At 58.8% G+C, this 25,417-nt stretch carries 21 protein-coding genes; 8 read left to right on the plus strand and 13 right to left on the minus strand.

Going from position 1 to position 25,417, the window contains the following annotated elements:
* Positions 1-118: 118 nt before the first annotated feature.
* From pcaF to VRY85_RS03830, 4 genes are all read right to left on the minus strand, one after another.
* Complete coding sequence (gene pcaF, locus VRY85_RS03815; protein ID WP_414597282.1) at positions 119-1,324, minus strand: 3-oxoadipyl-CoA thiolase; 1,206 nt, start codon at positions 1,322-1,324, stop codon at positions 119-121.
* A 38-nt stretch (positions 1,325-1,362) separates the two neighbouring features.
* Positions 1,363-2,373: a Bug family tripartite tricarboxylate transporter substrate binding protein gene (locus VRY85_RS03820; protein ID WP_414597283.1), complete on the minus strand. Its 1,011-nt coding sequence runs from the start codon at positions 2,371-2,373 to the stop codon at positions 1,363-1,365.
* Positions 2,374-2,463: 90 nt separating this feature from the next.
* Positions 2,464-3,186, minus strand: coding sequence for an SDR family NAD(P)-dependent oxidoreductase (locus VRY85_RS03825; protein WP_414597284.1), 723 nt, complete (start codon positions 3,184-3,186; stop codon positions 2,464-2,466).
* A gap of 291 nt (positions 3,187-3,477) precedes the next feature.
* Positions 3,478-4,413 carry a LysR family transcriptional regulator gene (locus tag VRY85_RS03830; protein ID WP_414597285.1) on the minus strand — a complete coding sequence of 312 codons (936 nt, stop codon included), beginning with the start codon at positions 4,411-4,413 and terminating at the stop codon, positions 3,478-3,480.
* Positions 4,414-4,642: 229 nt separating this feature from the next.
* On the opposite strand from VRY85_RS03830, the gene VRY85_RS03835 reads away from it, so the two are divergent.
* The 5 genes from VRY85_RS03835 (at position 4,643) to VRY85_RS03855 (ending at position 8,685) form a co-directional block, all read left to right on the plus strand.
* The gene (locus VRY85_RS03835; RefSeq protein WP_414597286.1) at positions 4,643-5,824 is read left to right on the plus strand and encodes a CaiB/BaiF CoA transferase family protein; all 1,182 of its coding nucleotides are present in this window, start codon (positions 4,643-4,645) and stop codon (positions 5,822-5,824) included.
* A 53-nt stretch (positions 5,825-5,877) separates the two neighbouring features.
* A complete protein-coding gene (locus VRY85_RS03840) occupies positions 5,878-6,882 on the plus strand; it encodes an NADPH:quinone oxidoreductase family protein (protein ID WP_414597490.1) in 1,005 nt (334 codons plus the stop codon).
* Positions 6,883-6,898: 16 nt separating this feature from the next.
* Positions 6,899-7,891, plus strand: coding sequence for a Bug family tripartite tricarboxylate transporter substrate binding protein (locus VRY85_RS03845; RefSeq protein ID WP_414597287.1), 993 nt, complete (start codon positions 6,899-6,901; stop codon positions 7,889-7,891).
* Between the two features lie 130 nt (positions 7,892-8,021).
* Positions 8,022-8,249, plus strand: a complete 228-nt coding sequence (locus tag VRY85_RS03850; RefSeq protein ID WP_414597288.1) for a hexameric tyrosine-coordinated heme protein — start codon at positions 8,022-8,024, stop codon at positions 8,247-8,249.
* Positions 8,233-8,685, plus strand: coding sequence for a PAS domain-containing protein (locus VRY85_RS03855; protein ID WP_414597289.1), 453 nt, complete (start codon positions 8,233-8,235; stop codon positions 8,683-8,685). The genes VRY85_RS03850 and VRY85_RS03855 overlap by 17 nt, the downstream gene beginning before the upstream one ends.
* An 87-nt stretch (positions 8,686-8,772) precedes the next feature.
* Here VRY85_RS03855 and lysS read toward each other — a convergent pair whose 3' ends face one another.
* From lysS to VRY85_RS03895, 8 genes are all read right to left on the minus strand, one after another.
* Positions 8,773-10,299: a lysine--tRNA ligase gene (gene lysS, locus VRY85_RS03860; protein WP_414597290.1), complete on the minus strand. Its 1,527-nt coding sequence runs from the start codon at positions 10,297-10,299 to the stop codon at positions 8,773-8,775.
* Entirely contained in the window at positions 10,296-11,060 is a 765-nt protein-coding gene (locus VRY85_RS03865; protein ID WP_414597291.1) for an SDR family oxidoreductase, read from the minus strand. The genes lysS and VRY85_RS03865 overlap by 4 nt, the downstream gene beginning before the upstream one ends.
* 1 nt (position 11,061) lies before the next feature.
* A protein-coding gene (gene prfB / locus VRY85_RS03870; RefSeq protein WP_414597292.1) for a peptide chain release factor 2 occupies positions 11,062-12,166 on the minus strand; the annotation gives its coding sequence in 2 pieces (ribosomal slippage) (positions 11,062-12,084 and positions 12,086-12,166; 1,104 coding nt in all).
* Between the two features lie 119 nt (positions 12,167-12,285).
* The gene (locus tag VRY85_RS03875) at positions 12,286-14,094 is read right to left on the minus strand and encodes a methyl-accepting chemotaxis protein (protein WP_414597293.1); all 1,809 of its coding nucleotides are present in this window, start codon (positions 14,092-14,094) and stop codon (positions 12,286-12,288) included.
* 81 nt (positions 14,095-14,175) lie between these two features.
* Positions 14,176-15,048 carry an ABC transporter permease gene (locus VRY85_RS03880; protein ID WP_414597294.1) on the minus strand — a complete coding sequence of 291 codons (873 nt, stop codon included), beginning with the start codon at positions 15,046-15,048 and terminating at the stop codon, positions 14,176-14,178.
* Between the two features lie 25 nt (positions 15,049-15,073).
* Positions 15,074-16,306, minus strand: a complete 1,233-nt coding sequence (locus tag VRY85_RS03885) for an ABC transporter permease (RefSeq protein ID WP_414597295.1) — start codon at positions 16,304-16,306, stop codon at positions 15,074-15,076.
* Positions 16,284-17,351, minus strand: coding sequence for an ABC transporter substrate-binding protein (locus VRY85_RS03890; RefSeq protein WP_414597296.1), 1,068 nt, complete (start codon positions 17,349-17,351; stop codon positions 16,284-16,286). The genes VRY85_RS03885 and VRY85_RS03890 overlap by 23 nt, the downstream gene beginning before the upstream one ends.
* A complete protein-coding gene (locus VRY85_RS03895; protein WP_414597297.1) occupies positions 17,348-18,505 on the minus strand; it encodes an ABC transporter ATP-binding protein in 1,158 nt (385 codons plus the stop codon). Before VRY85_RS03895 ends, VRY85_RS03890 begins: the two co-directional genes overlap by 4 nt.
* Positions 18,506-18,575: 70 nt before the next feature.
* On the opposite strand from VRY85_RS03895, the gene VRY85_RS03900 reads away from it, so the two are divergent.
* Both VRY85_RS03900 and VRY85_RS03905 read left to right on the plus strand, forming a co-directional pair.
* Positions 18,576-19,817 carry a metallophosphoesterase family protein gene (locus VRY85_RS03900; RefSeq protein WP_414597298.1) on the plus strand — a complete coding sequence of 414 codons (1,242 nt, stop codon included), beginning with the start codon at positions 18,576-18,578 and terminating at the stop codon, positions 19,815-19,817.
* Positions 19,818-23,045 (plus strand): AAA family ATPase, encoded by a 3,228-nt coding sequence (locus tag VRY85_RS03905; RefSeq protein ID WP_414597299.1) that lies wholly within the window; start codon positions 19,818-19,820, stop codon positions 23,043-23,045.
* A gap of 16 nt (positions 23,046-23,061) precedes the next feature.
* On the opposite strand, the gene VRY85_RS03910 is transcribed toward VRY85_RS03905, so the two are convergent.
* Positions 23,062-23,895: a GlxA family transcriptional regulator gene (locus VRY85_RS03910; RefSeq protein WP_414597300.1), complete on the minus strand. Its 834-nt coding sequence runs from the start codon at positions 23,893-23,895 to the stop codon at positions 23,062-23,064.
* A gap of 263 nt (positions 23,896-24,158) precedes the next feature.
* Here VRY85_RS03910 and VRY85_RS03915 point away from each other — a divergent pair, with 263 nt between their 5' ends.
* Positions 24,159-25,412 (plus strand): sarcosine oxidase subunit beta family protein, encoded by a 1,254-nt coding sequence (locus VRY85_RS03915; RefSeq protein WP_414597491.1) that lies wholly within the window; start codon positions 24,159-24,161, stop codon positions 25,410-25,412.
* Positions 25,413-25,417 lie beyond the last annotated feature (5 nt).

The following is a 25,417-nucleotide window of genomic DNA, read 5'->3' on the forward strand; positions in this document are numbered from 1 at the left end:
GTTGGGGGGGGGGGGGTTTTGTTTTGTGTTTTTTTTTTTTTTTTTTTTTTTTTTTGTTTTTTTTATTTAAAAGGGGGGGGGGGGGGGGGGGGCCCCCCCCCCGCCAACCAACTGCTTATTAAACTCTTTCGAGCAATACCGCAATGCCTTGGCCAACGCCGATACACATGGTGCACAGTGCGTAGCGGCCGCCCGTGCGATGCAACTGGTTCACAGCCGTGATTGCCAGCCGTGCGCCGCTGGCGCCCAGTGGGTGGCCCAGAGCGATAGCACCGCCGTTGGGGTTGACGCGCGGGTCGTCATCCTTGAGGCCAAGCTGGCGCAGTACGGCCAAGCCTTGAGCGGCAAAGGCTTCGTTCAGTTCGATGACGTCGATTTGGTCGAGGCTGATGCCGGTTTGAGCCAGCAGCTTCTGGGTAGCGGGTGCGGGGCCGATACCCATGATGCGGGGAGCCACGCCTGCGGTCGCCATGCCCACCACGCGAGCGCGAGGTGTGAGGCCGTGTTTGGCGGCGCTGGCTTCATCGGCCAGTACTACCGCGCAAGCGCCGTCGTTCACGCCACTGGCATTGCCGGCAGTAACCGTGCCGTCGGGGCGAACCACGCCTTTGAGCTTGGCCAGTGCTTCCAGAGAGGTTTCACGCAGGTGCTCGTCATCCTTAACGATGATGGGGTCGCCCTTGCGCTGGGGAATCGTGACCGGGGTGATTTCCTCGGCCAGAATGCCCGCCTTCTGGGCGGCGGCGGCTTTGACCTGGCTGGCCAGGGCCATGCGGTCTTGGGCCTCGCGCTCGATGCCGAAATCGTCTGCAACGTTTTCAGCCGTTTCGGGCATGGAGTCGATGCCGTACATTTCCTTCATCTGCTTATTGACGAAGCGCCAGCCAATGGTGGTGTCGTAGACGGCATTGGCGCGTGAAAAGGCCGTTCCCGCCTTAGGCATGACGAAGGGCGCGCGGCTCATGCTTTCGGTCCCGCCGGCAATCATCAGGCCGGCTTCACCCACGCGGATGGCGCGCGCTGCCGTGCCAATGGCGTCCAGGCCGGAGCCGCACAGGCGGTTGATGGTGGCGCCCGGTACTTCGATAGGCAAACCAGCAAGCAAAGCAGACATGCGCGCGACGTTGCGGTTGTCCTCGCCGGCCTGGTTGGCGTTGCCAAACAATACGTCGTCGACCAGTTGCCAGTCGACTTTGGCATTGCGCTCCATGAGGGCGCGGATGACGATAGCACCCAGATCGTCGGGGCGGACGCTGGACAGGGCGCCGCCATAACGGCCGAACGGTGTACGTATGCCGTCGCAGATGAATGCTTGCTTGCTCATGTGTATTTTCTCCTGATTTGCGGTGATGACAATAACGTTTAGTTTACGGTAGCACCGGAGCGTTTAACCACATCGGCCCACTTTTCGGTTTCGGAAGCGATGAATGCGGCGAACTCTTCTGGCGACTCGGCAACGATGACAGCACCTTGTGCCGAGAATTTTTCGATGACCTCAGGGTCCTTCAAACCTTCGACAATAGCTGCATGCAAGGTTTTCACGACATCGTCGGGCGTGCCGGCCGGGGCAAACAGGCCGAACCAGGAAGTGGCTTCGTAACCTTCAACACCGGCTTCAGCGATGGTTGGGACCTCCGGCAGTTGCTCCGAGCGCTGAGCGGGTGTGACAGCCAGCGGTACGAGTGCGCCACTACGCACGTGCTGAATAGCGGAGGGCATGTTGTCGAACATGATGTCAACTTGGCCGCCGAGCAGGTCGGTCACAGCGCCAGCGCTTCCGCGGTAAGGAACGTGCAGCATGTCAACGTCGGCCAGCAGCTTGAACAGTTCGCCGGACAAGTGAATGGAAGAACCGTTGCCGGACGATGCGAAAGCCACTTCACCGGGGTGAGCCTTGGCGTAGGCAATAAGCTCTTCTACGCTGCGGTAAGGACGCTCAGGGTTGACCACCAGCAGGTTGGGAACCATGGCCACACGGGTCAGGGGCTGGAAATCATTGATGTGGTCGAAGTTCAGCTTGCTATACAGCGCGGCGTTGATGGCGTGTGTGCCTACCGTACCCATCAGCAGGGTGTAGCCGTCGGCCTTGGCGCGTGCGGCAGTCTGGGTGCCGATGTTGCCGCCAGCGCCGTCGCGGTTTTCGATGACCACGCTTTCGCCGAACTTGTTACCCAAGTACTGGCCGATGATGCGAGCCAGAATGTCAGTGGTGCCGCCCGCAGAGAAGGGCACAATGATGGTGACAGGCTTAGTGGGGAAGGACTGAGCGGCAGCCGTCGTCGGTGCCATGGCGCTCAAGCCGCCGAAAGACAAGGCGCTAGCGAGTGCAAGGGCGCGCAACACGTTGCGGCGGGTGTTTTTGAATGGACGCATAAAAACTCCGAGATAAACAAGGTAAGGGGTAAGGGTCAGCAACGTCGGGCAGTGTTGGAATTCATGCTGAGTCGGCCTTGAAAGGCTGGCTCAGGCGCCTCCCAACGAGGTGCCGCCGCAGACGTACAAGGTCTGACCGGTAATGAAACTGTTCTCCGGGTGAAGGAAGAACATGGCAGCCCTGGCGACGTCCTCGGGTGTGCCCAATCGCTTGACGAGGATGCTGTCAATGATTTTCTGGGTGCGAGGTGCGCCTTCAGGGTTGCTTTTACGGAAAAGTTCTGTGGCAATGGGGCCCGGGCCGATGGCGTTCACAGTAATGCCATCGCTGCCAAGTTCCATGGCCAGGGTGCGAGTCATGCCGATCAGACCCGCCTTGGTGGCGGAATAGACCACACGCTCCGGCTTGCCGAGAGCCGCGCGCGAGCTCATGTTGACAATTCGACCGTTGCCGCAAGCGCGCAGCGACGGCAGAACCGCCTGGATAAGAATCAGAGTGGCCTGAAAATGCAGGGCAACCACGTAATCGAGATCTTCCAGTGTTGCGCTGTCAATGGTCCCGGGGCGGGTGGCGCCCGCATTGTTCACCAGTGCCGTGATGGCGAATTCAGACGTAATGCGCTCGGCCTGTTCGCGGGTTTGCTTGGCATCCGTCAGGTCGGCCTGATACGACACCAAATTCGGGTGACTCCAGTCCGGCAGGACGTAGTCAAGATTAATAACGGTGCGGCCGCTCTCGAGCAGCATTTCGCTGATGGCGCGGCCAATGCCGGAACTGGCGCCTGTCACCAAAGTGGCTTCTTTCAGAGTCATGAGGCAGAGATGTTGTGGTGAGAAGGGAGAGTCAGCGCATACCGCCCAGGTCGAGTGCGACACAAGCAGAAAGTGGGAGCGCCGACATCAGCCGCCATGCCCTATGACTTAGGGCCCGGCAGGCCGGAGCCGCATCAAACTAAATCTCCAAAGGGTTTTATTCCAAGGGTTTTATTTGCGGAACGATATTCTACTAAAAAATTCGCCTATAGAACAATAGTTTGTAATTAGAACAAATTTAATGAGTCGGGAGGACCGAAAAAGGTCGGGGAAAGATCTGAAAAAGGGTTATCAAACTAGACTTGAGGGCCGCCGCCAGTGGACCTCGTGTTGGCGAACCTGCTCTGTAATGAAGTTCATCAATGTGCGGGTGGCAAGAGTCGGATAGCGGTTTGGGGCGGTCAGCAGGTATAAGCTGTCGCCGACGCCTTCGGGCTCGTACTCGGGGAGAACTTCGCACAACTGGCCTGCCTGTAGGTGTTCCCACACGGCATAGCGGGGTAGCAGGGCGACCCCCAGGTGCGATAGGGTCGCGTTAAGTATGTACGGGTAATCGCCGGACTGCAGTCGCGGCGCGACACGCAGCAGCATGGTGATACCGTTCATCTTGAGCTTCATATCGAAGCGGCGGCCATAAGAAGCGGGTGTGATCAGGGTGCAGCGGGTCAGTTCTTCCAGCCGCGTAATCGTGCCATGCTGCTCAATGAATTGAGGCGTGGCACATAAGCACCAGTGCACCGGACAGAGCTTGCGGGCGACATGATCTTCCGGCGGGGCCGAGGTGATTTTCAAGGCCACATCCACCTCGGCGCTGATTAAATCGCCAATGAAGTCATTAATCAGTACACGCAAGCTTACATCCGGGTATCGCTTCGCAAACTCAATGAGCACGGGCGCGAGATAAAGGTGGCCCAGGCCAGTGGGCAGGCGCAGGCGGACATCGCCTTTCACCACATCACCCAGGCTGTCGATAGCAGCCTGAGCCGTTTCCATCTCTTCCAACATGCGCAAGCTGTGCTCGTACAACAGCTGGCCGGCTTCGGTCACTTCTGTGTGTCGTGTCGTGCGTCGCAATAGCTGGGCACCCATGGCGTTTTCAAGGGCCTTGAGCTGGCGCGACGCGTTGGAGCGTGTCATGCGGGTACGGCGTGCCGCTTCGCTCAATGTTTCGCACTCAACGGCGGCGACAAACAGGCGCAATAGATTCAGGTTGAGGTTATTGTCCATTTTTATTCAACATAAAAGGAATAATTTGGGTAATTGTAGCGGTATGGTCACGGTGATAGCATTTCTTTCATACGAATAACGAAGTGGTTACGCGCCTTTGCGTCGGCTGCGTCCTTGAGGGCGCGGGCAAGCGAGGCAAATTTCAATTACGGCACCGCAGGTGCTTATGCAATGTGGCGAAGACGCTCTGGTCGACACGGCTGGGGGTCTTTACAAAGAGGCTTTTTCCATGGCAGAGAATCTTCCTTTCACCGGTTTGCGCATTTTGGATCTTAGCCAGGGGATCGCGGGGCCTTATTGCACTGAAATCTTCTGGCAACAGGGGGCGGAAGTTATCAAGGTGGAGCCGCCTGCAGGCGACTGGGGGCGCCATGTCGGTGTCAATCGCGACGGACAGAGCGCGGTGTCCACCAGTTACAACGGCGGCAAACAATCGGTCTGTATTGATGCGCGAACCGAGGCAGGCCAACAGGTGTTGCGCCGGCTGGCCGCACAGGCCGACATGGTGGTACAGAACTTTCGCCCCGGTGTGGCCGATAAGCTGGGCATGGGCTACGCCCAACTCGCTCAAGACCGCCCTGATCTGGTTTATGTGTCGATCAGCGGCTATGGCAAGGATGGCCCTTACGCTGCAGCGCCCGCTTCCGATTCAGTCATGCAGGCGGATTCCGGGCTGATGTTTTCCAACCAGGGGGTGGATAGAATGCCCCGCCGAGTGGGGTTTTTGCTGGCCGATATCGCCACAGCCCTTTACGCAGCGCAGCAGGCGACAACCGCTTTGTATCAACGCGCCGTGCAAGGTGTAGGCAGCCATATTGAGCTTAGCTTGTTTGAGGCTTGTGCCGCACTGCAAAGCAACGATATTGCCTCCTTCCAAGTGCTGGGCGACAAACCTGTCGGCGCGGTCAGTGCACCCAATGGCGTATTTGATACGGCTGATGGGCGGCTATCTGTTCTGGCCTTGAATAACGACCAGTTTGCGCGGCTGTGCAACGCGCTGGAGCGGCCTGAGTGGCTGGCCGATGAGCGCTTTGATAGTAACGAGAAGCGCATGGCGCATAGAGATTTTTTGCATGCTGCTCTGGCGGAGCAGTTGCGTGCCGCTGGGTCCGAGCACTGGGAAGCGAGTTTTCGCCAGCATGATGTCTTGCATGCGGTCGTGCGCGATTATGAAGACCTGGTCGCTCATCCCCAGGCCGTTCATTTAGGGATGTTCGAGCCCGTCACTCAGCCGGGTTTGGGAAATCTCTTCCTGCCTGGTTTGCCTGGTGGGCGTGGGCGCCGTCTGCAGCCTGCACCACGAATCGGTGAGCATACGGTTGATGTGCTTTCCAAAGCGGGTCTGGGCCAAGAGGAAATCAACCGCCTTTTATCGCAGGAAGTCATACGCCAAGCTCAGGCCGATAAGTAAGAGGAGAGACAATGAATATACAGCCCGGATTGAACATCAGCCCGTCAGAGACGATGCGTGCGCTGCAATGCGATGAGTACGGCAGTGTCGCGCAAGTGCGTTTAGTACAGAAAGAGGTGCCAGGCCAGCCCGGCCCTGACGAGGTGGTGATTGATGTGGCGTATGCCAGCGTCAGCCATGCCGTGGGCTTGATGGTGGAGGGGAAGTATCAAACCCGCCCGCCGTTGCCGTTCAGCCCGGGCACTGAAGCCGTGGGCGAAGTGGTTGCGGTCGGCAAAGACGTAACACGTTTGAAACCGGGTGATGCCGTTGTAGCGGTCGCACCTTGGGGGTGTTATGCCGAGCGCATCAAACTGCCTGAGTACACGGTTTATCCGATACCTGATGGTCTCAACCTGCTGGATGCCTTGCCCATTCCCATCTCTTACGGCACGGCCTATACCGGTCTGTTGTGGCGCTGCGGGCTCAAGCCGGGTGAATCTGTTTTGGTGCTGGGCGCTGGCGCAGGTGTCGGCCTGGCTGCTGTCGAATTAGCCACACAGATGGGGGCGCGAGTCATTGCTTGTGCCAGTACGGCGGAAAAGCGCCAGGCGGCATTGGAGCGTGGGGCTGTGGCCGCTGTCGTGCCCGGCCCGGACTTGGCCAGGCAGGTTAAGGAAGCCGCGGATGGGCGGGGTGCCGATGTGGTGGTTGACCCCGTGGGGGGCGAATTGTTCGGTTATGCGGTGAGAGCGGCGGCGCATGATGCGCGGCTGCTGAGCATTGGTTTTGCCAGCGGCTCCATGCCCGAAGTACCCGCCAACATCATGTTGGTGAAGAACTTAACTTTGCATGGGTTTTTCTTTGGGCGCTACATCGGCTGGACGCCCGCTAAAGAAAGCATTGTTCATGCTCCTGCTTTGCAACAAGCGATGCGAACGATGCTGACGTGGGCGCAGGAAGGACGTTTACGACCTTCTGTCGCCCGTGTGTTTCCAATGAGCGGCCTGGCCGATGCAATGGCGCTCTTACATAGCCGGCAAGTTGTCGGAAAACTCGCTATCAACATAAAAGAGTAAGAGAGGAGAATACCCTATGAGTACACTGTTCACTTCCCGTTTTTCCATGTGGGCCGGGCAGGCCGTCCTGTTGGCAATGAGTGTGGCCACACCGGCCGCAATGGCGGCAGACGCGTTTCCTGAAAAGGCCGTGAGGATGGTGGTGCCGTACCCACCGGGCGGGCCGACCGACCTGATGGCGCGCGGTGCAGCTCAGGCCATGACAAAGGCGATGGGGGAATCCATTATTGTCGACAACCGCGCAGGGGCCAGCGGCATGATTGGCGCCGATCAAGTGGCTCGTGCCACACCTGACGGCTACACCATTTTGGCTAATGCCTCGCTGCATGTGATCAACCCGCATATCTACGAAAAGATGAGTTACGACTCCTTCGAGGATTTCGTACCCGTTACTCAGTTGGCCGCCGTGCCGCTGGTGCTTGTTGTGCCCAAGGATTCACCTATTCAGACAGTTGCAGATGCGGTGGAACTGGCCAAAGAGAAAAAAGGCGCGTTGAATTTCGGCTCGGCGGGAACCGCGTCTTCGCAGCATTTGTCGGGTGAGTTGTTTAAAAAGCTGGCGGGCGTCGATATGCTGCACATTCCTTATAAAGGCAGTTCGCCCGCGCTGGTCGACCTGGTCGGTGGGCAGCTCGATCTGATGTTTGACTCCATGCCATCCGCCATGCCTTTCATTCAACAGGGCCAGCTCAGGGCCGTAGCAGTTACGACTCCCCAGCGTGTCGATGTACTGGCAGACGTTCCCACTATGGCGGAATCGGGTTTCCCTACATTTGATACCAGCACCTGGTATGCGTTGTGGGCTCCCAAAGGCACGCCAGAAAACATTGTCGAGAAACTGGCTTCTTATGCTCAGGAAGCGTTGCGCGACCCCGACTTGGTGAGGCTGTACAACGGTATGGGTGCGCAACCCGTGGGTTCTTCGCCCAAGGAGTTTGCCGAGTACACCCGCTCTGAAGAGAAAAAGTGGGCGGAGTTGATTCGCCTGGCCAACGTGCCGTTGCAGTAACCAGCGCTATTGAATACGGGCATGGCCGCGCTAAACCGCGCAAGCCAGCAATCTGCTTGGGGTTATGCCCGACCCAAAGCTCAGGCTATGGCATATTGGAAGTCTCCCGTCATACTAAAGAGAGGTTTCCATGTCAGACGCCTGGCTTCCCACCCTCAAAACTGCCAATGCCCAGGAAGGCTATGAGCTGGCGCTCAAGCTTTCCCGCTTGGCTGTGAAATTCACTCAACCTTCTGCTGAGATCCGCGACAAGCTCAGGCCGGTATATGGCGAAGACGCCAATGCGCTGATTGCGGTTTCCCAGGTTGTGGCCACCAACTTCCAGACGATTGCGGCAGCCAATGACTACTGGAAATGATGAGTTCGGTCTTGCGGAGCTGATTCTCGAGCAAACCAGTGACGCTTTGATCTACGCTGACTTGCAAGGTGTGATCCAGCGCTGGAACCAGGCGGCCTGTAGCCTGTTCGGCTATCGCTCCCAGGAAGCCCTGGGGGCCAGCCTGGACATTATCATCCCTGAACACTTGCGTGCGCCGCATTGGGCGGGCTACCACGCCGCCATGAAAAGCGGCAGTCTCAAGCTGCAGGGTCATCCCACCGTTACAAGAGCGGTCCACAAAAGTGGCGATAAGCTTTACGTGGAAATGACGTTTGCGCTAGTGAAATCAGCCGATGGAGCCGCCATCGGCTCGGTGGCCATGGCGCGCGATGTTACGGAAAGGGTTCAGAAGGAACGTGCGGCCCGTATTCAGCAGGCTGCAGAGAAGCAAGGCGAAACCCCTTCACGCAAATGAAAATGCTCGCGATAGCCGTACTATCGCGAGCATTTTCTGGTTTGGCTGTATTAGCCGCAGCGTCTCCCGCTGCGGCGGGCCGCCTGTTTACTGCGGGTCTTCCTTGCGCAAGTGCGGGAACAGGATGACGTCGCGGATGCTGGCGCTATCGGTCAGCAGCATAACCAGACGGTCGATGCCGATACCGCAGCCGCCGGTAGGGGGCATGCCATATTCCAGGGCGCGGATGTAGTCGGCGTCGTAATACATGGCTTCTTCGTCGCCGGCATCTTTGGCTTCCACTTGCTGCAAAAAGCGCGCGGCCTGGTCTTCCGGGTCGTTCAGCTCAGAAAAACCGTTGGCGATTTCGCGGCCCGTAATGAACAGCTCGAACCGTTCGGTGATTTCCGGGTTGGAATCCGATGCCCGTGCAAGCGGGGAAACTTCCACCGGGTAATCCACAATGTAGGTGGGGTTCCAGAGCTTGGCTTCAGCGGTTTCTTCAAACAGAGCTAATTGCAAGGCACCCAGCCCGGCGCGAGCCAGTACGGGGCCGTCGACATCGGCGCCCAGGCGGCGCAGTTCCTGGCGCAGGAAATCGGTGTCTGCCAATTGCGCCTCGGTGTATCCCGGGGCGTATTTCATGATGGCCTGGCTGATAGTCAGGCGGTCGAAGGGCTGGCCGAGATCCAGTTCGCGGCCCTGGTATTCAAGCACGGCACTGCCCGTGGCGTCGATGGCTGCGCTGCGGATCAGGCTTTCAGTGAAGTCCATCAGCCAGCTGTAATCCGTATAGGCCGCGTAGAACTCCATCATGGTGAACTCGGGGTTGTGCCGCGGGCTCACACCTTCGTTACGGAAGTTGCGGTTCACCTCGAAAACCCGTTCAAACCCACCCACGATGAGCCGCTTCAGATACAGCTCCGGGGCGATGCGCAGATACATTTCCATATCGAGCGCATTGTGGTGGGTAACAAAAGGCTTGGCGGCCGCACCGCCGGGAATAGGGTGCAACATGGGGGTTTCCACTTCCAGGAAACCCGCTTCCAGCATGTGGCGACGGATGCTGCCAATGGTTTTGCTGCGCGCCATAAAGGTGCGGCGCGTGTCGTCGGTCATGATGAGGTCGACGTAACGCTGGCGGTAGCGCAGTTCCTGGTCGGCCACACCATGAAATTTATCGGGCAGGGGGCGCAGCGACTTGGAAAGCAGGCGAATGCCGGCGGCGTGGACGGACAGTTCGCCCTTGTTGGTTTTGAAAATGCGGCCTTCCACCGCCACGATGTCACCGATGTCCCAGCCTTTGAAGGCGGCATAGGTGTCTTCACCCACCGTATTGCGGTCCAGAAATACCTGAATACGGCCCGAGCCGTCTTGCAAGGTGGCGAAACTGGCTTTGCCCATGACGCGCTTAAGCATCATGCGGCCGGCAACTTTCACCTGTTTATTGGCTTGTTCGAGCGCTTCTTTCTCTAGTTCGCCATAGGCTTGATGCAGGGCCGCTGCCTGGCTATCGGGCTGGAAATCGTTGGGGTAGGCAATGCCGTCGGCGCGCAGGCGGGCCAACTTGCCCCGGCGCTCCGCAATCAGGCGGTTTTCATCAGCGGCAAGCGGAGTGGGCGTCGGTTCGTTCATGTTTGGGAAGGGATATCGTAATTGCGTATGTCGTCCAGGATTTCGTGGCCGAAACGATCGCTGGTGACGTGTTGAAGGATGCGGCTTGCCGTTGATTCAGGGCTGGACAACAGCCCTTGTTCGTGTAACTGCAAAAAGCGGTCGAGGTCGGGGAATTGACGGCGATCGCTGCCGCGGATGTGTTCTTGCATGGCGGTGTCGATCACACCGGGCGCCACAGAAGCCACGCGCAGGTCGGGGTTTTCTTCGGCCAGTACACGAGTGTAGTGATCCAGGGCTGCTTTGGTGGAGCAATAGACTGGCCACCCGGCAGTGGGGCTGCGGCCCGCACCAGAAGAAATATTCACAACTCGCCGGTCTGCGTCCTTGGGCGTGGAGCGCAGAAAAGCGGCGGTCAGCACCATGGCGGCCACCACGTTCAGGTTGAAGGCGGTTTCGATGGATCCGGCATCGAACAGGCCATCAGCCAGGCTGACTGGGTCGACCGTGCCTGCGTTGTTCAGCAGCAGGTAATGTGAGGCCCCATCAGGCAGGGCGGCACTCATTAGCCCGGCCGCCGACTCAATGGAAGCAGGTTTGGAAAGGTCGGCCTGCAGTTGCTGCAACCGCGCACCGTGCCGCTTAGCGGATTCCGCCAGCTCAGGGCTGGTGCTGCGAGCCAGGGTGATGACCGTGGCGCCGGCAGATAAGAGCTGTTCGGCCATGGCCAAGCCCAGGCCGCGAGAAGCGCCTGTGATAACGGCGACGGTGGTGGTGCTCATGTCAGACTCCTTGTTTGAGACTGGCGATGATGAAGGGGTCGAGATCGCCGTCCAGCACTTTTTGAGTATTGGAGACCTCTACGTTGGTGCGCAGATCTTTAATACGGCTTTGGTCCAGCACGTAGGAGCGGATCTGGTGGCCCCAGCCCACATCGGTCTTGGAGTCTTCCAGTTTCTGCTGTTCTGCCATGCGCTCGCGCAATTCCTGCTCGTACAACCGCGACTTCAGCATTTGCATGGCTTCAGCGCGGTTGCGGTGCTGGGAACGGTCGTTCTGACATTGCACCACAATGCCTGTCGGCAAGTGGGTGATTCGTACGGCGGAATCTGTCTTGTTAACGTGCTGCCCCCCGGCGCCGCTGGCACGGTAGGTGTCGATGCGCAAGTCGGCCGGGTTGACTTCAACCTCGATGGAGTCATCGACCTCCGGGTACACGAATACGCTGGCAAACGAGGTGTGGCGGCCGCCCGAAGAGTCGAACGGGCTTTTGCGCACCAAACGATGCACACCGGTTTCAGTGCGCAAATGGCCGTAGGCGTATTCACCCGAGACTTTGATGGTGGCGGATTTCAGCCCCGCGACTTCACCTTCGGACTCTTCCAGCACTTCAGTGCGGAAATCCTTGTGTTCGCAGTAGCGCAAATATTGGCGCAGCAGCATGGAGGCCCAATCCTGGGCTTCTGTACCCCCTGCGCCCGCCTGAATATCCATAAAGCAGTTCATGGGGTCGGCGGGGTTGGAGAACATGCGGCGGAACTCGAGTTCTTCGAGTTGTGCGCCAATGGCATCGACATCGGCTTCGATGGCTTGCAGCGTGGCATCGTCATCGTCGGCCGAGGCCAGTTCGAACAGGTCGCGGGCATCCTGGAGGTTCTGGCTGACTTGGGTCAGTGTTTCAACGACTTTTTCCAGGCTTTTCTTTTCGCGGCCCAGTTCTTGGGCGTGCTTGGGGTCGTTCCAGACGTCCGGGCTTTCAAGTTCGGCATTGACTACATGGAGACGCTCGGATTTGGCGTCGTAGTCAAAGATACCTCCGTAAGGAGGCCTGACGCTCGTCGTAGTCTTCAATGCGGGCGGCTATCAGGTTCTGGCGTTCTGCTTCCATGGTCGTTCCGTAAAAAATCAGACCATCATTGTAGCGCGAGGAAGCGGTGAAGCCCCAGGCGCTGCACCCTGGCCTCTCGAACACGAACGCCACACGGAGGCCGGGCCCGTCGGTCACTTCTACCCGACCAGAATGCCGGATGGTTCTGGGTTCGCTGAGTGATACGGAGCAATGGGGGAGCCGCCCAGTGCCCAAGTGCGTTTTTCCTGCGGGCGGGGGGTGTCAATTCGGTGTGCGGAAGGGGGGATCACAGCGCCGTGTTTGCTGCGCAAGTTGTGTGCGCGTTCGCCGTCGGAACCCATGTCAAGAACGTCAGTCTCAGGGCTCTCCGCCAGCTTGAAGCGGCTAATCAATTCAGCCAGGCCTTTGGCCTGTTCTTCCTGGCTTCGGGTAGCCTGAGCCGCCAGGCCGACCTGGGTCACGGTTTCTGTTGTCAGCGCGTCGAGTTCAGCCACGGCGGTAGACACTTGGGCAATGCCTGTGGCCTGTTCGCGTGATGCTTCTGAAATGTCCGTCACCAGTTGGCGGGCCTGTTCGACGTTGTTGCGAATATCCCCCATGGCCTCGACCGTTTTGTCTACTAAGCTGGCGCCTGCATCCATATTGGCCACCGAGGTCTGTATCAACTTGGCGATTTCTCGTGCCGCTTCGGCTGTCTTGTGCGACAGGGTGCCGACTTCGGTGGCGACCACAGCGAAACCCTTGCCGTGTTGACCCGCGCGCGCGGCTTCCACGGCGGCGTTCAGGGCCAGAATGTTGGTCTGAAAGGCAATGGAATCGATCAGGTTGGTGATGTCTGCAATGGTGCGCGAGTTATCGCGCAGCGCTCGCATGGTGGTCAGGGCCGATTGGGCAATGTCATGGCCTCTTTGGGCGGCATCCGATGCGCCGGTTACGAAATCCCGCGCCATGATGGAGCCCTCTGCATTGTTCTGCACGGTGGCGGCCAGCTGTTCCATGGCAGCGGCCGTTTCCTGAAGGTGGCGCGCTTGGTCGTTGCTGCGCAGGTCCAGCAACGCGTTGCGCTGCGCGGTCTGATGGGCGGTGACAGCAATATTTTCGGCGCGTTGGCGCACTTCACCCACGGTGAGCGTCAGGGCTTTGCCGATGCCGTTGAGCGCCACCAGCAGCTTGCCCAATTCATCATGCCGCTCTACACGTACCTGGGCGGCCAGGTCGCCGGCGGCTAACTTCTCTGCCAGCGCGACGCCGGTATCCAAAGGCCGTTTGATGCCTCGGTACAGCATGCGAATTCCCAAGGCGCTACCCAGAAAAAGAATGGCAATCGCACCCAGCACAATGGTACTGCCGACCCAAATGTCGTGGCTGGCTTGTGCGACTTCGGCTTCATGGCGCTGGGACTGCATCTGATCGAATTGGTCAATCTGACTGGCAATCGCGGCCGCGGCGCTGGAATACTGCTGGCCGAAAATCAGCACTTTGGCCATGAGAGCATTGGGCAAAGCCACCCTGATACCGCCTTGGCCATCGTCGAACTGGCCACTGGCGGTTTCAATGGCTTCCTTTTCGACTTTCATGAGTTCAAGGTGGTCGGCGTAAGCGGCCTCTAGCGTTGCCATCTCTTCAGAGGTAAAGCCCGCGTTGCGGAAGCGTTCTAAGAGCGTGGGCCGGGCATCTGCCCCACGGTCGGAGGGCGTGCGCAAAAGGGCCAGGTGCCGTTCGTAGCTTTCCAGAAATTCCGGCTGTTCAGTGGATACAAAGGCCATGACGTCGCGGGTCATGGCCTGGGTGAGGTTTTTGTATTCCGTCGCCAGCAGGGTACTTTGATAGCGGCTTTCTTCCGTCTGGCGCAGGTGTTCAACACTGCGCGTGAGGTTGAAAATGGCGGTGACGACCAGCGCTGAAAGTACACCAAGTATCAGCAAAAAGGCGATAAAGCCTTTTTTTAGCGTCAGATTTTTGTTCATGAGTATGCATCCGTGAGGCGCCGGGTGGCGTAGTGGGGGATTTCCCGGATGCAATTATCAGAAATGAATATTACGTGAATGTTACGTCGTGTGTTCGGGAGCCGCTGTTGCCGCCGTGCGAATCCGTTCAGTGCGGCGGCGTAGCATTTCCAGAGTGAAGAGCAGGGCGAGCGACAGCAGAATCAGCAGGGTGGCGACAGCCAGTATCGTAGGGTTGATCTGCTCGCGCAGGCCGGCGAACATTTCACGCGGAATCGTGCGCTGTTCAGGGCCGGCCAAAAACAGCACGAGCACCACTTCGTCGAACGAGGTCACAAAGGCGAAGAGGGCGCCGGAAGCCACGCCGGGCCGGATGATTGGAATGACGACGTCGCGGAAGACTTTAAATGGCGACGCGCCCAGGCTCAGCCCGGCCCGGTAGAGCGACTGGTCGAAACCTGCCAGCGTTGCGGTGACGGTGAGAATCACAAAAGGCACGCCAAGTGCGGCGTGGGCAATGATGAGCCCGGTGTGGGTGGCCACCAGGTTAAAGCGTGTGTAGAAGAAGAACATGCCGGCCGCCACAATGATGAGCGGCACAATCATGGGCGAGAGCAGGATGGCGGTAATCAGGCGCCGCTGCGGCATGGCATCGCTGACCAGCCCGACCGCCGCCATCGTTCCCAGCGTTGTGGCAATAACAGTAGCAGCCAAGCCAATCAGAAAGCTGTTCTTGATAGCAAGTAACCAGTTTCCGGTAGTAAAAATACGTTCGTACCAACGTAGCGACCAAGCCTCGGGATCCAGGCGCAGCATGCCCGGCGTAAAGCTGAAGAAAGGCTCGGCGTTGAAGGACAGCGGCACAATCACCAGAATGGGCAGAATCAGGAAAAACAACACGGCCCAGGCGTAAGCGGCCACCAGAACGCGGCCTGCCCGCTGCCAAGGTCCGTAATGTATGGTCTGTTCGCTCATGCTCTGGTTCCTATTGGCTGGGGCGTCAACCCAGGCGAATATTGCGGGCGCCGACCAGCCGGTCGTATGTCCAGTACAAGGCCAGAATCAGCACCAGCAGCAGGCTGCCCAGGGCGGCTGCCAGGCCCCAGTTGCTGGATTGCTGCATGTGGAAGGCAATCAGGTTGGAAATCATCTGGCCATCGGTGCCGCCCACCAGGGCCGGCGTAATGTAGTAGCCCACCGAAATAATGAAAACCAGCAGAGCGCCCGCGCTCAACCCGGGCAAGCTCAAAGGCAGGACAATGCGCACGAAGGCGGCCAAGGGCTTACTACCCATAGACATCGCTGCTCGCATATAGCTGGGGTCCAGCCCTCGCATCACGCTGTAGAGCGGCAGAATCATGAAGGGCAACAGAATGTGCGTCATGGCGATAATGGTCGCCGTGCTGGTGTAAAGGATTTCCAGCGGGGCGTCGATGATATACAGCGCCTGCAGCACGGAGTTGACCACGCCATTGGTTTGTAGCAGTGCAATCCAGGCGGTAGTGCGCACCAGCAGCGAAGTCCAGAATGGCAAGAGCACGAAAATCATTAACAAGTTGGCCTTGCGCGAGGGGGCTTGCGACAGATACCAGGCCAGGGGGTAGCCCAACATAATGCACAGCAGAGTAATCACCAGCGCCATGCCCAGCGTTTTGCCGTAGAGCTGCAGATAAATACGGGCCGACTCGCGTTGCTGGATTTCGCCGTCGGCATTGCGTTCCAAGTCGAGTGCCGTTAAGTAGTGGTTGTCGGTATATACCGCGCCGACTTCATCAATGGCCCGCCAGAGCTCGGGTTGAGTCCAGCGTTTGTCGGCTTTATCGAGTAAAGCCGCGCCGTTGAGCAGGTCGTCGTCGCTCAAGCTGCGCATTTTGCGCGCGGTGGAATTAATAAGGCTGGAAGCGCCCGGGTAGGCGCGATTGACGGCGGCGGCCAATGCACCGGCGCGGCGGTCTTGCGCCAGGCCGCGCAGTTCACGGGCCAGGGTGGCGCGCGTGTTTTCTGATGGCGGGCCGTCGCCGTTCCAGGAAGACAGCGCCTCCAGTGTTTCGGGTATGAGTTCCACTACCGCAGGGTTGTAGACACTGCGGTAAAGCATGCTGGCAATGGGCGCGACAAAGGCGAAGAATATAAATGCCAGCAAGGGCGCGACCAGCAGCATGCTGGCACGCCTGCGACGTGCCAGCGCCTTTCGCTCTTCGGTGATCTCCTTACTGCTTAAGGAGCCATTCATTGAACTTCTCACCCAGGTTTTCGCCGTAGTCTGCCCAGAAAATGCCGTCTGCCTTCAGGCCGACATCAATGTGGGCAGTGGGCAAGTGCTTGGCAATTTCAGCATCCACCTGTGCCATGGACGATTTGCGTGGAGGGCCGTAGGCGACATCCTGGAAACCAGCCAAAGCTTTAGTGCTGGTGGTGAAGGCGACGAAGTTCAGGGCTTCTTGAAGTTTGGGCGTGCCTTTAACAATGCCCCAGGCGTCAAGGTCGTACAGGTGGCCATCCCACACAATGGTGAAGGGCTTGTCTTCGCGACGAATGGCATCAAAGAAGCGGCCATTGGCCGATTGCACGAACACTGCGCCGCCGTCGTTCAGCAATTGCGGGGCTTGTGACCAGCTGTCGAACCAGACGATTTCGTGCTTGATGCTGTCCAGCTTGGCGAACGCTTGAGCTAGGCCCTCGGGGGTGGCAAGGCGTTCATAGACTTCGGAGGCCGGTACACCGTCGGCCAGCAGCGCCCATTCCAGGTTCACTTGCGCACGCTTGCGCAAAGCGCGTTTGCCCGGGAATTTCTCCAGATCGAAGAAGTCCTGCATGGTGGTGGGCTTGTCGCCGGTCAGCGTGTCGTGGTTGTAAGCGTAGACGGTGCTCCAGACGATTTCGCCCACCCCGCATTCGTTTTCCAGGGCTTCAGGAATGAAGTCTTCCTCAGCCGGTGTGCCGTCGGGTGCTGCCTGAAGAATGTCTCGGGGAATAATCTCCAGCAAGCCTTCCGCACAAGCCCGTTCAAGGTCGATGGTTTCGATATCCACCACATCCCACTGAATATTGCCGGACTCCACCTGGGCCTTGATTTCAGCCACACCGCCGGTGTAGCTCTCGAAAAGCACCTTGTTGCCGGTGGCTTCCATATAGGGGTTGATCTGATGAACCTGCTGGGCCGCGCCATAGGCGCCGCCAAAAGAAACAACGGTAAGAGTTTGCTGGGCTGCCGCCGGAGCGGATGCGACAAGGCCGGTGGCCAGGGCGGCAGCACACAGCGTGCTGAGCTTCTTCATGGCGTATCTCCTTGGACTGCGCTGGGTTGGGGGTGAAAAGCGAAGCTGTGCTGCACGGACCAGTGCAGCTTGGTGGCCTGGCCTTCGGTCAGGGCGGGCGCACGATCGTCGTTCATGGTCTTGACGATAATGCGTGTGCCATCGGCCAGTTCAAAATAGTAGCGGATGAAATCCCCTACATAGTGCTGAGCCACGAAGCGGGCGTTCAGCACATTGTCGTCCTCGGGTATTGTATCTACATTGAATATTCTGAGCTTTTCCGGGCGTACCGAGATCAAGCATTCGCCCCGCGTTTGCTGGAAGTTGCCATGGGCGGCGCGCAGCACGGTGCCATCTTGCAAGGTAGCGTGTACGGTGCCATCAGGCCGCGCCGCGCCGGTGCCGCGTATCAGGTTGTTTTCACCAATGAAGCCAGCGACGAAGGCGTTAGCAGGCTGTTCGTAGAGCTGATCGGGCGTGGCGTATTGCTGCACCACACCATGGTTGAATACGGCAATACGGTCAGACATTGTCAGGGCTTCTGCTTGGTCGTGCGTGACGTAAACCATGGTGCAGCCGAGCTTGTCGTGCAGCCGGGAAATTTCAAACTGCATTTGTTCGCGCAGTTTTTTATCGAGGGCGCTGAGCGGTTCATCCATAAGCACCAGCGCGGGCTCGAAAATCAGGGCGCGGGCCAGGGCGATACGCTGGCGCTGGCCACCGGATAGCTGGCTGGGGTGGCGGTCGCCAAAATCCTCAAGCTCAACCAGTTTCAGATATTGCTCGACGCGCTGGCGGATCTGATCGCCAGGCATTTTGCGTACACGCAGTGGGTAGGCCAAATTCTGGGCCACCGTCATGTGTGGGAATAGCGCGTAATTCTGGAAAACCATGCCGATATTGCGCTCGTAGGGCGCGACGCGCGTGACGGACGTGCCGTCAATGACGATGTCGCCGCTGCTGACATGCTCAAAACCGGCCAGCATCATCAATACCGTGGTTTTTCCCGAACCTGAAGGCCCGAGCAGGGTGACGAATTCGCCACGGCGCACGTCCAGGCTGAAATCGCGCACCACCAAGCTGCGTCTGTCGTAGGTTTTCTTGACGTTTTTGAAACTGAGGAAAATATCAGTTTCCTCTTGCTGTGCGGGGTGCATGCCAGGGTTGATGCTCATCGGCAGCCTCAAATTATTTTCCGCCATTGTGGCAGACTAGGGAACCTTTGAGTATCGCCTTTTTCGACTTATGCGTTTCATTCATGCAGCTGACATTCATCTGGATAGCCCTTTAAAGGGTCTAGGTTCTTATGAGGACATGCCGGTTGGCACGTTGCGCGGCGCTTCCCGCGCGGCGTTCACGCGCCTGGTGGATGAGGCGCTAGCGCTGGAAGTGGACTTTATGGTCATTGCCGGCGACCTCTACGATGGCGACTGGAAAGACCACAATACCGGCATCTATTTTGCCCGTGAGATGGGGAGGTTGCGCAATGGGGGTATTCCCGCTTATGTGCTGCATGGTAACCATGACGCGGAAAGCGTGATGACCAAGCGGCTGGCCTTGCCCGACAACGTACATGTGTTCAAGGCGAATCGCCCCACCACGTTTGTTCTGGAAGCGCACAAGGTGGCGCTACATGGGCGCAGCTTTCCCCATGCCGCTGTAGAAGAAAACCTGGTGGCAGATTACCCACCACCTTTGGCGGGGCACTTCAATATTGGCGTGTTGCATACGGCATTGGAAGGTAATGCCCAGCATGCCAACTACGCGCCTTGCAGTCTGGAGCAGTTGCACACCAGTGGTTATCAATACTGGGCGCTGGGCCATGTGCACGAATACTGTGTGTTTCCCGGGCCGGTACCGGTGGTGTTTCCGGGCAACCTGCAAGGGCGGCATATACGCGAACAGGGGCCACGCGGCGCCGTGCTGGTCTCCTGTGTTGATGGTGCGGTGGTAAGCATCGAGCGCCTGGAAGTGGATGTATTGCGTTGGCACGAACTGCGCCTCGATGTCTCGGGCTGTGCCGCCTATGCCGAGGTGCTGACCTGCATCCGCGAGGGCCTGGAAGCGCAACTGGCCAGACAGGAGTCAGAAAAACCCTATGTGTTACGCCTGGTGCTGGAAGGCGAATCTGCCTTGCAAGGCGAGTTGGTGAGGCAGCAGACGCAACTACGCGCCGACGTCGTCGCCATCATGGCTGCACTAGCCGATGGCCGTTTGTGGTTGGAGAAACTGCAAGTGGTCATTCATGCGCCGCCGCTGAATGCAGCGGCAGGTGCGCCCGACGACCTAGCGGCCCTGCTTGCCGAGGCCGTGGCGGATCCTGAATTTAAGCAGGAGTTTTTACAAGGCCTGCAAGGTTTGCGTGATAAAGCTCCGTATGAGTTGTCGGGCGAGCCCTTGTTCAAAGCACTTAAGGCTGGGCAGGTGGACACCCTTTTACAAGACGCCGCAGCAGCCGTGCTTGATCGTCTTGGGCGGGAGGCTTGAATGCGTTTTGAATCCATAGAGCTGCTGCGTTACGGTCATTTTTCCGGTGAGCAACTGGCGTTTCCGCAGCGTGAGCATGATTTCCACCTGATTGTGGGCGGCAACGAAGCAGGTAAATCCACTTTGCGCCAGGCGTTTCGTGATCTGCTGTTTGGTATTCCCATGAATACACCCATGGCCTTTTTACATGCCGGCCCCGAACTCGCCTTGAATGCGGTGTTGGCCGGCGAACCAGGACGGCTGGCGATGGGGCGACGCCGCAAACGCGATGGGGGGCTGGTAGATGAGGCGGGTGAGAAACTCCCCCTGGATGCGCTGAACCCCTGGCTGGGGGGCGTGAGCGACGTCTTTTACGAACGCATGTTTGGTTTGGATCACCGGCGCCTGGAGCAAGGCAGCCGGGCCATGCTGCAGGCAGGTGATGATGTTGACGCTACGCTGTTTCAGGCTGCTGCCGGGCTGGCAACCTTGAATGGCGTGCTGGCGGGGTTGCGTGAGGAAGCAGCGAGCTTGTGGACGCCTCATCACAGCCGCCACCGCGCTTGGTATGCGGCTTCCGACCGATACAAAGAAGCCGATAAAGCGGTGAAGACAGCCACCGTTCGGCCCACGGCCTGGGCCGATGCAGAGCGTGAATGTCGCCAGATGGACGACGCTTTTGAGATGACGCGTGCCGAATGTACGCAGCTGCGCTTTATGCTGCGCGACATCGAGCGCCGCCGCCGCCTGGGGCCATTGCTGGTGCAGATTCGCGAATGTGAAACAGTGCTAGGGCAGTTGGCGACGATTCAGGACGAAGAATCACGCTTGCTGGAACTGGAAGCCGAGCTGCTTGCGTTGGATGAAACACGGCGACGTGTGGCGGCCCACCCAGCAGCCATTGCCCAATGCGAATCCCACGCAGGTTTGTTACGCGAACAATTAAGCAATCTGCTGCGGCAGCTGGGCAGGCAGGTGTCCACAGAGGCATCCGCCTCATCGTTGGATGAACTGGCGGCAGGTTTGCCGCCGCAGCCGTTGCGCCATGAAATTATCCAGCTATTGCAGGAGGGGCGCGAATTGCGTGCGCAACGCCAGACCTCAATGCAGGCCCAACAGGCCCGGTTGGCCGAAGTGGAAGAGTTTCGTGCCCGCGTCCGGGATCTGCCAGAAATAGCAGTCGGGCGGGCGTTAACTCAGGCATTGGAAGACGCCACCGCAGCCGGTGATATTGGCACGGCTTTGGATGGGCTCAAACGTAAGGCGCAGCAGGAAGCGCTTGAGCTTGACCGCAGGCTGGCTGCATTGCGCCAGCCGGAATTCGACGACATCACCGTGGCGGCTTTGCAGGCCATGTCGCCCTGGCCTGCGGAAGCGCTGGTCGAGCATGTTCAGCAGCGTCGGGATCTACGCGCTGAAGCCGATGCCGCCGATAAACGCGTACGTGAAGCCGGCCTCGAACTAAGTGCGGCTCAGCTCAAGGTCGAACAGTTCCGCCGTTCCCATCAGGCCGTGTCGCGCGATGAAGTGCTGGCGGCGCGGCGTGAACGCGATGCGCTATGGGAAAATCTGGTGGCTGGCCAAGAAAGCCTGGATGCTCAGGCGGAAAGCTTTGGCTCGCTGCTCAAACTCGCCGACCTGCTGGCCGACCGCCATCTTGAAGCAGTGGATGACGCCGCCCGCCTGCAGACGCTGGAACACGACTGCGAGCGCCTGCAAGTAGCTGTTCAAGGCTTACAGCAGGTACACGATGACGCTGCCGCCCGGCTGGCTGCCTTTGATGAACAATGGCGGGCCGATTGCGCACAACGGCGCCTGTCCGCGATGTCGCCGGCCGCTTTGCAAGGCTGGTTGCCGGGCCGCGAAGCTGCCTTGCAGGCGGACGAAAGGCTGCAAGCCACTCGCAGCGAGCTGGCGCGGCTGAACGAGCGCCATGACACACTTCTGCAGCGCTTGCTGGAGGCCATGCGTGCAGAAGCGATGGAGCAGGCTGGCGAGAACGCCGAAGCACTCGTAAAAGTAGCCAGCCTGGCTGAGGCGTGTGAAAAAGCTCGAGCCTGGCTGGCGCAGGCGGAAAAAGCGACAACCCGGCGCCAGGCGCTGACTGAACAGTTGCAACGCCTCGAACCACTGCTGCCCGCGCTTAAAGAGGCCTGCGATCGCGATGAGGCCGCCTATGAAAACTGGTCGGCTCGACGCCAGGCCGCGTTGTTGCGTGCTGGCTTGCCGGAGGATGCCGACGATGCGTATGTCGAGTCGGCCATCAGCCTGTGTGCCGATGCTGACGATTTATGGGTTCGCTTGCGTGAACGCCAAGCTGAACAACAACGGCTGCAAGCTGAACTGCAGTATTTCTCGCAAGATTCGGCGACGCTTGCCAACCGTTTAGGGGTCACGGATTTCCAAGCAGACACGGCCTCTGAGCACGTAACCCGTTGGGTGGCCCGGCTGGCGCCGTTGCGGGCGGCTGAACGAGACCGTGAACAGGCGAAAAAACAGTTAACCAGTCTGCTGGCGCGTCTGGCGGAGGAGGCCGAAGGGCGGGATCGCAAGCAAGTAGAAGAGGAGCTGGCAGAGGTCGACTTCTCGTCGCTGGCGGTTGAGGCTCAAGCATTGAGCCAGCGTCTGGAGCAGGCTGAACACCGGCGTGATGAGCTGGCTTTGCAACGCGAGAAGGCGCGCGCTGCTCTGGATGCGATTTCGGGCGGTGACGATGCCGCCCAGGCAGAAGCCCGCAAGCAGGAAGCCTTGGCAGATATGGCGGAAGTGGCCGAGCGATATGTGCGGGTCTACGCGCAGCATCGCCTGCTGGAGCACATCACGGAGCGGTATCGGGAACGCAGCCAAGGGCCGCTGTTGGTGCGGGCGGGCCAGTTGTTCGCCGAACTGACTTTGGGCGCTTACGACGGGCTGGTGATCGATGAGGATGGGGCGACCCTATGGGCGCGTCGGGTTGGCGGGCGCCTGGCGCCGTTGGACGGCTTGAGCGATGGGACACGTGACCAGCTCTACCTGGCATTGCGGCTGGCTGCTTTGGAGCTCTATATGGACAGTGCCACGGCCCTGCCATTTATAGCCGATGACCTTTTCGTGAATTATGACGATGGCCGCGCCTTGGCCGGCTTGCGGCAGCTGGCAGGCGTGTCGCGCCGCACCCAGGTCATTTTCCTGACTCACCACGCCCATATGGTAGAACTGGCCCAACAGCATTTGGCTGAACAAGTTCATGTGATTGAACTGGGAACTTGAACCCCCCGGAGCGCCCTCATTCCATGCGTAAGAACCGCACAGTGGGGGATTTCACCCCTTGGGCGCGCCGCTGAGCGGGGGTAACGCCAAACCGTTGTACAAAGCTTCGTGAAAAATGCGCGGCGTTGCTAAAGCCGGTGCTTAATGCGACGCGGGAAATCGGCAGGGCGGACTGCTGCAGCAGTTCATTGGCTTTATCCAGGCGCAGGTTGCGATAAAACTGCATCATGGGTTCGCCCAGTTGTTGGTTGAACAGGCGTTGCAGGTTACGCGCACTTTGCCCGCTGAGCATGCCAAGCTGCTCAGGGGTGAGCGGGTCGGCCAGGTGGGTATTCATCAGGCCGATGGCTGCCACCAGGGCAGGGTGGGTAACGCCGTATTGCTGTTCCAAGCTGGATTGTTGCGGGTCGCTAGAGGTTCGGATATCCGTGTGGATAAACCAATCGCTGACATGGGTGGCGAAGCCTGCACCGTGCTCCGCAGCAATCATGGCATGCATCATATCCAGCGCGGCCACACCGCCGGCGCAGGTGTAGCGGTCGCGGTCGATGACATACAGGCTGCGCTCGACCAGCAGATGCGGGTAAAAGTCGCGCATCGCCTGAACGTGCTGCCAATGTACGGTGAACCGGCGCCCCTCCATCATTCCATACCGCGCCAAAATAGCCGAACCGCCGGATATCCCGCCCAAGGTCACGCCTCGGCCGGCAAGGTTGCGCAAATAGCGCATCAATGCCGGGCTATCGTAAATCATAGGGTTGCCACCGGCAGCGACAAAGACCAGGTCGAATTTTTCTTGTACTTGCCCCCAGGGTTCGGTGTGAAAGCCGCCATTCGCGCTAGAGGGCATGAAGCCCCCGCTCTCAGACAAAAAAACACTTTGGTATAGCGGCCTTTCTGACAGCAAATTCGCGGCGCGTAAGGGCTCAACAGCAGTCGCCACCGACAGGAGCGAATAGCCGGGTGTGAGGATAAATCCAATACGAGCGGGGGGCGAAGCACGCGTCATAGCAGATTGTCTGAAATAGGCCTGATTTTGTCTTTTTAAGAATACTGTGTTTTGCGTGACTCCTGCAAAATGACAACTTAACCTTCTCCTTGGCGGACTTCGTGGTGGGCTATTCAATATTCAAGGTCATTAAAGAAGGGTTGACCGGCCAGCGTGGTTGGAAACCCGCATGGCGCAACCCGCAACCGCGCTCGCATTACGACTTTGTCATTATCGGGGGTGGCGGCCACGGTCTGGCCACGGCTTACTATCTGGCGAGCAAATACGGAAAAAAGCGCATTGCAGTGCTGGAAAAAGGCTGGATTGGCGGCGGCAATGCGGGCCGCAACACCACGATTGTGCGTTCCAACTATCTGCTGGAAGGCAATCAGCCCTTCTATGAGTTTTCCTTGAAACTGTGGGAAAACCTGGAACAGGAACTGAATTACAACGTCATGATGAGCCAGCGCGGCGTGCTGAACCTCATCCATAGCGATGCACAGCGTGATGCATTCCGGCGGCGTGGCAATGCCATGATGTTGAGCGGCGCCGATGCGGAGATGCTGTCGCTGGCTCAAGTGCGCGCCATGCTGCCGTTTCTCGATTACGACAATGCGCGCTTCCCCATTAAAGGCGGCTTGATTCAACGCCGCGCCGGCACGGCTCGGCACGATGCTGTGGTGTGGGGTTACGCCAGAGCCGCCGATGCATTGGGCGTGGACATTATCCAGAACTGCGAAGTACAGGGGTTCCGCATTGAAGCCGGGCGCTGTGTGGGCGTGGAAACCTCACGTGGCTTTATTGCTGCAGACGTGGTGGGGGCTTCGGTTGCGGGTAGTTCCGGCAAAGTGATGGCGCTGGCCGACATCAAGCTACCCATAGAAAGCCACGTTATGCAGGCTTTTGTTTCTGAGTCGGTAAAGCCGGCGGTGCCGTGTGTGGTGACCTTTGGCGGGGCAGGCCACTTTTACCTCAACCAGTCCGACAAAGGCGGGCTGGTGTTCGGCGGGGATTTGGATGGCTACAACTCCTATGCTCAGCGCGGCAACCTGCCCCTGGTGGAAGATGTGGCGGAATGCTTTATGTCCATCATGCCGTCGGCAAGCCGGGCGCGCCTGCTAAGAATGTGGGGCGGGCTGGTGGATATGTCGATGGATGGCAGCCCCATCATCGATCGCACACCGGTTGACGGCCTGTATTTCAATGGCGGCTGGTGCTATGGCGGTTTCAAGGCCACACCGGGCGCCGGTTATGTATTTGCCCACTTATTGGCTACGGGTGAATCCCACGAAGTGGCATCCGCCTACCGTTTTGACCGCTTCCGTACCGGCCACGTCCTGGACGAAATCGGCACAGGTGCCCAACCTAATCTGCACTGAACACC

The organism is Achromobacter sp. F4_2707 (genome assembly GCF_047501535.1).
Classification (GTDB): Bacteria; Pseudomonadota; Gammaproteobacteria; order Burkholderiales; family Burkholderiaceae_B; genus Yanghanlia.